The organism is Cysteiniphilum sp. 19S12-1, from assembly GCF_052030685.1.
In the GTDB taxonomy this organism is placed as follows: Bacteria; Pseudomonadota; Gammaproteobacteria; order Francisellales; family Francisellaceae; genus Caedibacter.
On the sequence record NZ_JBQAJM010000042.1, the window covers coordinates 1 to 12,611 of the forward strand.

At 37.0% G+C, this 12,611-nt stretch carries 4 protein-coding genes; 3 read left to right on the top strand and 1 reads right to left on the bottom strand.

The genetic code is table 11. The features are described from left to right. Positions 1–434: 434 nt before the first annotated feature. The 3 genes from ACTS4L_RS10365 to ACTS4L_RS10375 are packed head-to-tail and all read left to right on the top strand — an operon-like array spanning position 435 to position 6,682. Complete coding sequence (locus ACTS4L_RS10365) at positions 435–2,732, top strand: acyl-CoA dehydrogenase (protein WP_440617826.1); 2,298 nt, start codon at positions 435–437, stop codon at positions 2,730–2,732. Between the two features lie 60 nt (positions 2,733–2,792). After that, a complete protein-coding gene (locus tag ACTS4L_RS10370; RefSeq protein ID WP_440617829.1) occupies positions 2,793–5,474 on the top strand; it encodes an acyl-CoA-binding protein in 2,682 nt (893 codons plus the stop codon). A gap of 17 nt (positions 5,475–5,491) precedes the next feature. Next, on the top strand, positions 5,492–6,682 hold the full coding sequence (locus ACTS4L_RS10375) for an acetyl-CoA C-acyltransferase (protein WP_440617827.1): 1,191 nt from the start codon (positions 5,492–5,494) through the stop codon (positions 6,680–6,682). A gap of 32 nt (positions 6,683–6,714) precedes the next feature. On the opposite strand, the gene ACTS4L_RS10380 is transcribed toward ACTS4L_RS10375, so the two are convergent. Then, on the bottom strand, positions 6,715–12,231 hold the full coding sequence (locus tag ACTS4L_RS10380; RefSeq protein WP_440652011.1) for a hypothetical protein: 5,517 nt from the start codon (positions 12,229–12,231) through the stop codon (positions 6,715–6,717). Between the last annotated feature and the right edge of the window lie 380 nt (positions 12,232–12,611).

Consider the following 12,611-nt stretch of genomic DNA (forward strand, 5'->3'; position numbering starts at 1 on the left):
CAGTAGATTCCTTTGCTAACAACTTCAAAGATAAATTTAGCAAAAGTCAACATATTTTAGATGGGACAGCCGTGATATTTTGGTTGGTGTCGCTTAATTTTTTACAAAATCGCTGTTATATTGCTAAGGAAAGATGCTACTCGTGAATCATTTAGCGTTGTTTAATGTCAAGGAAATGCTCGATGGTTTTGAGTTGTTGGGTTGCAGTGAATAGCAAGGGCTGTTAACAATATCAAATGACTTAAAAGAGCGAAGAATTCAATGACAAAAATACTGTCAAATGGTTTGCGGGTGTTCTAAAAGGACTAACTGATTTAAGGAAGGCTTTGCTGCATTAAGAGAAGCGTCACCGTTTAGGGTTGTTGCGGCAAAGATATAGTTAGGGTTGAGCTTTAGAATGCTGGATTAAGTAAGTTAAGATTAAGGAAACGCGCATGATCAAGAAAATCTATAAATCAAGTAAAAAATCTATGCCTCCTATCTCGGTAACTGAGCAAGTTGCCTTAGATGCTGGAGACTGTTGGTATGAAAAGCAAGTTTTCCAAGGGTTGCCAGACTTTGACGAATTGCATCGTTTGCAGAAGTTTCAATTAAATGATGAAGAACAGGCGTTTTTAGATAATGAAACCAATACGCTTTGCTCAATGATTGATGACTGGCAGGTGACGCACGTTGATCGCGATCTACCGGTAGCTGTCTGGAATTTTATTCGTGAAAAAGGTTTTTTTGGACTCGTGATCCGCAAAGAATATGGTGGTAAAGGATTCTCAGCTGCGGCGCATTCTGAAATTGTGATGAAGATTGCAACCAAAAGTGTTTCAGCTGCGGTGACGGTGATGGTGCCTAATTCGTTAGGGCCTGGTGAGTTATTGCATCACTATGGCACGGATGAGCAAAAAGATATGTTCTTACCAAAATTAGCAACCGGTGTTGATATTCCTTGTTTTGCATTAACAGGTCCGACAGCAGGTTCAGATGCCACTTCTTTGCCAGATAAAGGTGTTGTTTGCAAGGGTGAGTATAATGGGCGTGAAGTTCTGGGTATTCGTTTAGAGAATATCAATAAACGTTATATTACCTTGGCACCTATTGCCACTTTAGTTGGCTTGGCATTTCAGTTACATGATCCAGATCAGTTACTAGGAGATACGGGGAAAGAGGGGATTACTTGCGCATTATTGCCGCATGATCATCCGGGGCTTGAAATTGGTAATCGTGCCTATCCATTATCACAAGCTTTTATGAATGGCACAATTCGTGGCAAAGATTTATTTATCCCAATAGATTGGGTTATTGGCGGACAAAAAATGGCAGGTGAAGGCTGGCGTATGCTCGTTGAATGCTTGTCAATTGGACGGGCGATATCACTACCAGCATGTGGTACGGCTAATACGTTATTATCAAGTGTTGCAACATCTGCATACAGTATGGTTCGAGAGCAATTCAAATCACCCATTGGTTACTTTGAAGGTGTGGAGGAGAAGTTGGCACAAATGGGTGGTCTTGCCTATCTTGCTAATGCCACAAGACAGTTTACCGTAGCAGCCGTTGATGCAGGTATCAAACCTTCGGTAGCATCTGCTATTTCTAAATACCATTTAACTGAAATGGGAAGAGATGTGCTTAATAACGCAATGGACATCCACGCAGGGCGTGCCGTCATTATGGGACCAAACAATTATTTAGCGCGCGGTTATCAAGCAACACCCGTTGGCATTACGGTTGAGGGTGCCAATATCATGACGCGTAATTTAATGATCTTTGGACAGGGAGCGATGCGTTGCCACCCCTATGTGCGTGATGAATCTGAAAGCTTGATGAATAAAGATGAGAAAGAAGGCTTTGAGCAATTCTCAAAGCTTATGAAAAAACACATCAGTTATATGATGAAAAATACAGCACGCACTTTTTGGTATGGCATCACCTGTGGTGCGACAGCAAAAGGTTATTCATCTAAGTTCAATAAATACTATAAGCGTATCACCCGTTTAAGTACGGTATATGCCTGTGTGAATGATATCGCGCTGGTGAGCTTAGGTGGTGCACTCAAACGCAAAGAGCGCTTATCGGCACGTTTAGGTGATGTGATGAGTTACTTATATATGGCGTGTGCGGTATTGAAATATTATAAAGATAATGGCGAGGTCGCCACTGATGATGTTTTTGTTAGCTGGAGCTTACAGCATTGTCTATATGAAGCGCAAAATGCGTTATGTGAAATTTTTGCCAATTTCCCGAATAAGGCGTTGGCAGGAACATTGCGTTTTATGGCTTTTCCTTATGGTAAGCCATTTAAAAAGCCCGATGATCGTTTGGATCATAAGCTAGCACAAGCGTTATTAAAAGATGAGAAGACTCGTCAGCGCATGAAATCAATGTGTTATGTGCCAGAGGATGACAAGGATCCGGTAGGACGCGTTGAGATTGCGTATCAAGCAGTGCTTGCCGCAATACCCGTGCAAAAGAAAATCAAAGCAGCGATTAAAGCCGGCACAATACCAAAAGCCAGTTGGACAAATTCGATTGATAAGGCGCGCCAGCATAATATCATTAATGATGATGAGGTAACTTTACTTAAAGATGTGATGAAGCGTGTTAATGATGTGATTCAAACAGATGAGTTCTCACCGTATGCCTTGGGTCCTAAAAATGCGCATCCAGAGTGGCGCGAAGCCTATGAAGCAATGCATAAGATGTCTGAAAAAGGTGAAAAATCAAAGGCAACAGTATAGAGCATGTAAGAGATAAAAAGTCAAAATAAGGAGAATTTGTAAATGAGTGAATTGGAGCAAATAAGCCAATTAGAGCAGAAGTTTAACGAGATGGTGAAAGCTGTGCGTGATGCAACCATTGATTTTAAGCCGGATAACAATCAAAAGCTAAAGTTATATGCCTTTTATAAGCAAGCAACGGTTGGTGATGTTGAAGGTAAATGCCCATCGGTTTTAAAAATGGTTGAACGTGCCAAGTGGATGGCGTGGGACTCTATTAAAGGGCAATCAAAAGATCAGGCGATGCGTGGTTATCTGGCGGTTTTTGGACATGAATTTACTGAATATGAAGCACCTAAATCTAAAGCTTATACTCAAGCGGCGGTTAAACCTGAACCTTCTAAGCGTTCGCATGTAGGGATTGAGAAAGTTGCCGTGCTGGGTGCCGGTGTGATGGGGGCGCAAATTGCTGCACACTTTGCTAATGCGCGAATTCCTGTCGTACTTTTTGATTTAAAAGCGAAAGAGGGTGCGCCAAATGCACTGATTGATGGTGCGTTACAGAAACTTACTAAGCTTAATCCCAAACCTTTTGGTTCAGCGCAAGCGGTTAATTATATTACTGCGGCGAATTATGAAGATAATCTTGAATTGATCAAAGACTGCGATTTGATTATTGAGGCAATTGCTGAGCGTATGGATTGGAAAAAAGATTTGTATCACAACATTGCACCGCACGTGGCAAAACACGCGATTATTGCATCTAATACTTCAGGTTTAAGTATTGAATCTCTCACTGAAAGTTTGCCAACGCATTTACATGCGCATTTCTGTGGCGTGCATTTCTTTAATCCACCGCGTTATATGCCGCTGGTTGAGTTGATTCCACATGGTGGCACTAAGGCGGAAGTACTGGATCAACTAGAAACTTTCCTAGTGCAAAAGTTGGGTAAAAGCATTATTCGTGCCAAAGATACGCCAAACTTTATTGCTAATAGATTGGGTGTTTTCTCAATGTTGGCAACTTGCTACTACACTGAGAAGTTTAATATCCCACTTGAGGTTGTTGATGGTCTAACAGGCAAGAAACTAGGACGCGCGAAGAGTGCAACCTATCGCACGGCAGATGTCGTTGGCTTGGATACTTTTGCCCATGTGGTCGATACGATGAAAAACTCGCTCACAGATGGTTGGGAGAAAGTATATCAGTTACCCAACTGGATCCATGCATTAATTGAACGGGGTGCCTTTGGGCAAAAGACGAAAAAAGGTCTTTATGTCAAAGAGAAAGATGGGCTTAAAGTGCTTGATTTGCAAAGCCAAACATACCGATTATCTGATCAGAAACCTGATAAAGCAGTCACTGAAATCCTGGGTGAAAAAGACTGGTCAGTGAAGTTGGAAAAATTAAAAAACATGGATCATCCACAAGCGCAATTTTTATGGTCTTGCTTTAGAGATAGCTTTCACTATGCTGCCTGTTTAGTCGGTGATATTTCTAATTATCCAAAAGATATGGATTTAGCGATTCGTTGGGGCTTTGGTTGGAAAGAAGGGATTTTTGAAACATGGCAGCAAGCCGGTTGGCATCAGGTTATTGCGTGGATTGATGAAGATATCAAAGCCGGAAAAACGCTTTCAAGCAAGGCTTTACCACAATGGGTGTATGCGCTTGAGGATGGTGTTTATGGTGATAATAAGTCTTTTAGTTTCACTGATAATGCACTGGTTGTGCGTCAAGAGTTACCAGTATACAAGCGTCAGTTACATAAGGACTATGTGCTAGGAGAGCACAGTATTACACCAAGTGTGACCCTATATGAAAATGAAGGCGTGCGCTTATGGAGTCTTGACGATGAGATTGGCACCTTAAGCTTCAAAAGCAAGATGTGTTCCATAGGTGATGCCGTATTAGCGGGCATCTCAGAGGCGATTAAGATCGCTGAGCGTGAGCTTAAAGGTATGGTTATTTGGCAGGAGAAAGATATCTTCTCAGCAGGTGCCAACCTTGAGGAGTTTGGATTTAAATTCATGATGCATGGCAAAGAAGCTGTTTATGATGTTATTCAAAAAGGGCATCAAGTCATTACCCAAGAACTGCGATATAGTAAAATTCCTGTGGTTGCAGCTGTTAAAGGCTTTGCTTTTGGTGGTGGTTGTGAAACATTGATGCATTGTGATGCAGTGGTTGCGGCACACGAGAGTTACATCGGTCTTGTAGAAGCCGGTGTCGGTATTATCCCTGGTTGGGGCGGTTCAAAAGAGATGGCAAAACGCGCCTCGACAGCCCAAGATCCATGGAAAGACTTTGAGAAGCGCTACAAGAACTTAGCCATGGCGCAAGTCGCAACAAGCGCTTATGAAGCCATCGAGATGGGCTTTTTGCGTGAGAGTGACACGGTGGTGATGAATAACAAAGAAATCCTAAGTGTTGCAATCGAAAAAGCACGATTCTTAGCATATTGCGGTTATCAGCCACCATTGAAGCAAAAAATCAAAGTCTTTGGTGAGGCAGGTATTGCCACCGTTAAAGGACTTTTGGTTAATATGCGTGATGGCAATCAAATCTCAGCACATGACTACAAGATCGCAGCAAATTTGGCTGATGCAATGTGTGGTGGTGAGATCGAGAAAGATACTTATGTTTCGGAAGATTGGCTACTTAAGCGTGAACTTGAAAACTTTGTTGAATTAGCGCTTTCTGAGAAAAGTGCAGCAAGAATGCAGCATATGTTAGAAACGGGTAAACCATTAAGAAATTAATAAGGAGTTTTTAAAAAATGACTGAACAAGCGGTATATATTGTTGCAGCGAAAAGATCAGCTGTTACTAAGGGTAAGCGTGGTGGTTTTGCTAAGAAGCGTCCCGATGATTTGTTAGCGGATATCTTAAAAGAAACGGTAAAAGAATCAGGTGTTAATCCTGAAGATATCGGTGATATCGTCATAGGCTGTGCCATGCCAGAAGGTGAGCAGGGTATGAATGTCGCGCGTATCTCAACACTTCTGGCAGGGTTGCCTGATTCGGTGCCTGCTTTTACAATTAATCGTTATTGCAGCTCAGGGCTGCAATCGATTGCGATTGCAGCTAATGAGATTGCTAAAGGTAATATGGACGTGGCAGTTGCCGGTGGGATTGAGTCGATGAGCATGATTCCATTTGGTGGTCATAATATTTCATTTAGTAGTGAGATTTTTACCAAAGATGAGAATGTCGCGATTGCCTATGGCATGGGGATTACTGCTGAGAATGTTGCTAAAGATTGGAATATCACACGCCAAATGCAGGATGAGTTTTCATTAAAGAGTCATCAAAAAGCAACGTATGCGATTGAAAATGGATATTTCAATGATGAGATCATCCCCGTTAAGGTACACCATCGTCAACCGGATGAGGCGAAAGCCGAGATTGTTGACAATGAAAAAACGATTAAGATCGATGAAGGTGCGCGTAAAGATACATCGATTGAAGCACTAGCTAAGCTTAAACCGGTGTTCGCAACGGGTGGTTCAGTGACTGCTGGTAATAGCTCGCAGGTTTCCGATGGTGCGGGTGCTGTGGTGTTAGTCAGTGAATCTTATTTGAAAAAACATAATCTGACACCGCTTGGGAAGTTCCTAGGATTTGCGGTTGCTGGAGTTCCTGCGCGCATTATGGGGATAGGTCCGATTAAGGCGATTCCAAAAGTGCTTGAGCAAACCAATTTACAATTAGAAGATATCGATTGGTTTGAGTTAAATGAAGCATTTGCCGCACAATCCTTAGCTGTAATCAATGAATTAAAGCTTGATGAGACTAAAGTCAACCCTTGTGGTGGTGCGATTGCTTTAGGACATCCGTTAGGTGCCACAGGTACGGTGCTGACGGTTAAAGCATTGCATGGTTTAAGAAGAACCGGCAAAAAATACGGTATGGTCACCATGTGTATTGGTACAGGCATGGGTGCTGCTGGTATTATTGAGGCGTGTTGAAAGAGAGGGAACAGTTTCTGTGCGGAGACTGTTTACTTTTTCCCTTGAAAGGGTGATGTGTCATGCTTTTCCTCATTACGTTTGCGCTCATTATGAAATGCGCTGAATACATTATTAGACTTACCTTGGTTTTGCGCTAATGCATTTGTGAATGCACTGTTATCATCGCCTTGATAATTGATTTCAATATTCTTGTGATGGGGTAATTTTTGCAAGGCTTCTGCGTATTCCTTCTCGCTCAGATTAGGAATTTTTTTGAAGGTAATGTGTATTGTTTTATTAGGTTCTAGTTTCCGTTGCTCATCTATTAGTTTTGATAAAGTGTCAATGAAATGATCGAAGGAGGTTTGCTGACTCTCCAAAGTTATGGCATTTGTTGTTTTATTCTGAGATAAGGTAAATTTACTATTCTCTTTTGTAAAATCGATCTGCTGGTTTTTTTTGCAATTCTCTAAGGCGGTTTTATTATCTTGAACTGTAGTTGTTGCACCAATGGCTTTAATAAGTTCAAGAATATTATTCCAATCAATAAATTTCTTGCTGCCATTTTGTTGATGAGTGCTTTTATCGATACCATCAGTAGCTTGCGCTATGGCATTTCGAGTAATAGTGGGAGATAGTATTTCGACAGAATATTGTTGTATTTTCAAACTTTCATCTAGATTGGTATCCGGTTTTGAATTTGAAAGTAGACTGAAGTTTTCTATGCCAACAATCAGTTTGTTGGTTTTTACAGCCTGTTCACTAATATTATCGATTTCAAAATCTTTCTTATCTTTAGGGTTAAGGTTGTCGTTCTTTTTAGAGATATTTTCACTGATCTTATTATTAATAACTTCAAACTTGCTACTCTCCTCCACTTGTAGTTGCGTGAATCCATTATTGAGCTTTTTTTGTAATTGCGCAATTAAATCAGTTTTTTCTACAATGTCTTTTTCAAGCTTGGAAATAGTTTCTTTATCAAGTTGCTGCTGCTCCTTGAATTCATTGTTAGTTTTGTTAAGTGCTACTATTTTTTCGTTGTACTCTTGTTTCAGCTGCTCATCACTTTCAGTGAGTTCAGTAACTTTGAGTTTTAATGAATTAATTTCATTATTATTTTTTGTAATAGAAGTATTTCTGTCTTCAATTTCTTTTTCTAGATTACTTATCTTTTTTGTCAGTTCTTCGCGCTCTTGTATCGTCTTTTCAGCCTGACTTTTCAATTTGTTAATCTGTTGTTCTTTTTCTTTGAGCGTATTCTTGAATTCTTCAATATTTTGTTCAATTTGCTTTTGTAAATTGAGTTGCGTTTGCTCATTGGTGTTTATGGTTTCTTTGAGTTTATTAATTTCTGTGTTTGAATTTTCAAGGTTTTTCCTATTTTCATTAAGCGTGTTATTAAGCTGCTCTTTTTCCTTGATAATGGTTTGGATATTTTCTGTCTTAGACTTAAGCTCATTTTCAATGCTCGATACCTTGTTAGTTAATACATTAAAGTTTTCGTTTGCCTTATTAAGTTCTTGGTCTTTCGTTAGAATATCATTTTTAAGCTTGGAAATTTCTTCTTTATTATCTCTTTGCTTCTTATCTAGCTCTTGGTTTTCTTTAGTTAACTTCTGAAGCTTGTTTTTATTTGAGTTAAGTAGCTCTTGCGTATTAGCTGCCTCTTTAACTATATCAAGAACTTTTTCTTTCAATTTATCACTATCTTGAGTTTGCTCTTCAATCTTCTTTTTAAGCTTGGAGATGATCTTTTGATCATCGACTTGCTTTGTTTTTAACTCGTTAATAACCTTATTTTGCAGTTGATGTTTTTGTGTAAATTCATTGTCTTTTTGTGTCAGCTGAAATTTAATGTGATTAGACTCTTCTTTTACCTTAATGATGTCTTGTTCAAGTGCTTGTTTTTGTATGTTTAATGTTGTTATGTTGTCTTCTAACCCTTTAAGGTTAGATTTATTTTTCTCTAACTTGTCATTGAGTTCTTTATCTTGTACCTGCAAGTTAATTATTTTTTCTTCTGAAGATTTTAATTGATTTTTTGTATTTTCGAGTTCTTTTTGCAATTGATTATTTGCTTGAGTTTTTTCTAGAATGCGGGTCTTGATGTTATCAATTTCTGTGTTTGACCTATCAAGGCTTTGCATATTTTCATTAAGCTTACTATTAAGCTGCTCTTTTTCCTTTGTAAGGGTTTTAATATTTTCTGTCTTAGACTTAAGATCACTTTCAATACTAGATACTTGGTTAGTTAATGCATTAAGGTTTTTGTTTGCGTCGTTAAGTTCTTGGTTTTTTATTAGGATGTCATTTTTAAGCGTGGAAATTATTTCTTGATTATCGCTCTGTTTTTTCTCTAGCTCATCGTTAGTTTTGTTAAGCGCTACTATTTTTTCGTTGTATTCTTGTCTCAGCTGCTCATTACTTTTAGTGAGTTTAGCAACTTTCTCATTCAATAAATTAATTTCATTATTATTTTTTGTAATAGAAGTATTTCTGTCTTCAATTTCTTTATTTAAACTCGCTATTTTCTCTTCATGAGTTTTAGCCTTTTCTTCAAAATTTTTAAGCTTTATGTTTAATTCTTCTAGCTTTTTAGCCTTTATTTGTAGATCATCTTTTTTTTCATCAATTTCCTTGGTGTTCGCATCAAGTTGATTCTGTAATGTTTGTCTTTCTGCTTCAAATCCCTTTTTAACGTTTTCAAATTCCAGTTTCTTTTGCTCATAAGCATTCGTGGTTTCTTTGAGTTGTTGCTGTAATTTTTCAATATTATCTTTATTGCTATTTGCAGCTTCTTCAAACTTAAGCTTATCCTTATTTAGTTGCTTGTTTTCCTCAGTTAGATTCTTAAGAATTAGCTTCTCAATCTCCAGCTCCTCTCTGGTCTTGGCTTCTATCTGAGAGATTTCATTAACTTTTCTCTTTGCTTCATTAATGTCATTTTTAAGATTGGAAATAGTTTCTTTATCAAGCTTCTGTTGTGTCGTGAATTCATCGTTGGTTTTGTTAAGCGCTACTATTTTTTCGTTGTATTCTTGTTTCAGCTGCTCATTACTTTTAGTGAGTTTAGCAATTTTCTCATTCAATGAATTAATTTCATTATTATTTTTTGTAATAGAAGTATTTCTGTCTTCAATTTCTTTATTTAAGCTGGTTATTTCCTTTTCATGAGTTTTAGCCTTTTCTTCAAAATTTTTAAGCTTTTTGTTTAATTCTGCTAGCTCTTGAACCTTTGTTTTTAGATCATCTTTCTTTTCATCAAGTGCCTTTTTCTGTGTTTCAATTTGATTATGTAACTCTAAATTCTTGGATTCAAGCTGCTTATAAGTATTAGTATTTTCTTTGAGTTGTGTTTTTAGATTACTGATCTCTTTTGTCAGTTCTTCGCGCTCTTGTACCATCTTTTCAGCCTGACTTTTCAAGTTGTTAATCTGTTGTTCTTTTTCATTGAGCTTATTTTGAATATCAGTTTTACTTTCCTCGTTTTGTCGGAGCGTATTCTCTAATGTTTCAATTTTATTTTGCTGTTCATTTATAAGCTTTAAGTTCTTTTGGTTAAGTTTATCGTTTTTGTCAGTTAGGTTTGCAAGCTTTTGCTTTTCATGCTCAAGCTCTTCTTTAAACTGCTTACCAGAGTTTTCAAGCTTCAGTTGATTTTGCTCATAATTACTAGTAGCCTCTTTAAGCTTATCCTCTAGCTCTTGGTTTTCTTTAGTTAACTTCTGAAGCTTGTTTTTGGTTGACTTAAGCAGCTCTTGAGTATTAGCTGCCTCTTTAACTATATCAATAACTTTTTCTTTCAATTTATCACTATCTTGAGTTTGCTCTTCAATCTTCTTTTTAAGCTTGTAGATGAGCTTTTGATCATCGATTTGCTTTGTTTTTAACTCGTTAATATTGTTATTAAGTGATTCTATTTTGTTATTATATTTTTGTTGCTCATCTTTATTGTTTTGAGTAAGCGTATCAACTGTCTTATTCAGTGAATCAATTAAGCTATTATTTTCTTCAATTACCTTATTTTGCAGTTGATGTTTTTGTGTAAATTCATTGTTTTTTTGTGTCAGCTGAAATTTAATGTGATTAGACTCTTCTTTTACCTTAATGATGTCTTGTTCAAGTGCTTGTTTTTGTGTGTTTAATGTTGTTATGTTGTCTTCTAACCCTTTAAGGTTAGATTTATTTTTCCCTAACTTGTCATTGAGTTCTTTATCTTGTACCTGCAAGTTAATTATTTTTTCTTCTGAAGATTTTAATTGATTTTTTGTATTTTCGAGTTCTTTTTGCAATTGATTATTTGCTTGAGTTTTTTCTAGAATGCGGGTCTTGATGTTATCAATTTCTGTGTTTGACCTATCAAGGCTTTGCATATTTTCATTAAGCTTACTATTAAGCTGCTCTTTTTCCTTTGTAAGGGTTTTAATATTTTCTGTCTTAGACTTAAGATCACTTTCAATACTAGATACTTGGTTAGTTAATGCATTAAGGTTTTTGTTTGCGTCGTTAAGTTCTTGGTTTTTTATTAGGATGTCATTTTTAAGATTGGAAATGGTTTCTTTATCAATATTCTGTTGCTCCTTAAATTTATCATTAGCTGTGCGAAGACTGCCTAGTTCCTCGTTATATTTTTCTTTCTCGATTAAATTATGTTGATTCAGTTGTTCTAGTTTATCTTCTAGTGAGTTAATTTGCTTGTTTTTCTCTTCAACTTGTTTTTTTAGCTCCTCAATCTTGTCAGAATCATCATCTGACTTTAAGGCATCTGCTAGAGTGATCTTTTTGGTTGGCTCGATTTTTGTGAGTCGTTTGATTTTTTCATTAGCTTCTATTAACTGCTCAGACAGAATATCAATTTTATCCTTGAGTTTTGAAAGATTCTCTATGTCTGCAGAAGGCATTTCAATATGATTAATTTGATTTTGCAGTTGCTTCAGTTTAGTATTCTCATTATGCAAATCTGTTAATTGTTTCTTCTGACTATCCAACCGGTGTGGCAAATTATTTGATTTATGTGTTTTGCCTTTATTTTCTTTTAATAACTGTTCATTGCTTTGGTTTAACAGTGTGATTTTATCCTGAAGCTCTTTAATTAAAGTGGTTTGTTTATTTTTTTCAATATCCTTTGTTTTAACTTTGTACTCTAGATTGTTTATGTTGAGTTCTTTTTCTTCAAATAGTTTTGTATAGAAAGCCTCTTTATTAAAGGATTTTATTTGAAATTGATTTTCAATAGCTGCTAACTGCTCTTGAAGTTCGCGATTCTTATCTAAGAGTTTGCCATTCTCATCTAAATATTCTAGAACTGATCTACGATAGTTTTCATCGAATTGTTTAAGCTTTACCGTCAATTCATCAACTTGTTGCTTTTCAAGCGATAGCTCTTTTTTCTGTTGTGAGATGGCTTGTTTATGTTCATCCTTTAGTTCTGTGACGACTTCTTTTAATTCAACATTATTTCTTGTTAAATTATCATTATTATCTCTTAATATAGCATTTTCGTTTACTAAACGATCATTTTCTTGTTGTAACTCTGAATTTAACTGTTCTATAGTTTTCTCAGTCATGCTCGCGCGCTCTTAAATCATTATAAATATGAATGCTTAATATTATTCGGAATGTTATTTAAATTCGATGCTATTCCCATCTTTCAGACAAGTTGATTAGTATTGGTTGGCAATTAGCTTTACTGGGCACGACAACTAGTGGTTCATTCCTTAAAATAAACAATCATTACAGAACCAAGAGCTTATCTTTATACGTCCGCTTGAACGGCTTTGCCATCACCTTATTAAAAAATTTGATAAATTCACTTATTTTTTGTTTTAGCCCCCCCCCTGGAACACGAATAGAGCCAAAATAAAAATCGCCAATCACGGCTGTCCCATCTAAAAACCTTGAGCCAAAATAGTGCTTAAAGTCTGATTTCCCCAGGCTGCTTTCTTAC

Coding starts and splice junctions, on each gene's coding strand:
- ACTS4L_RS10365 (WP_440617826.1), top strand. CDS start 435: ATGATCAAGAAAATCTATAAATCAAGTAAAAAATCTATGCCTCCTATC.
- ACTS4L_RS10375 (WP_440617827.1), top strand. CDS start 5,492: ATGACTGAACAAGCGGTATATATTGTTGCAGCGAAAAGATCAGCTGTT.
- ACTS4L_RS10380 (WP_440652011.1), bottom strand. CDS start 12,231: ATGACTGAGAAAACTATAGAACAGTTAAATTCAGAGTTACAACAAGAA.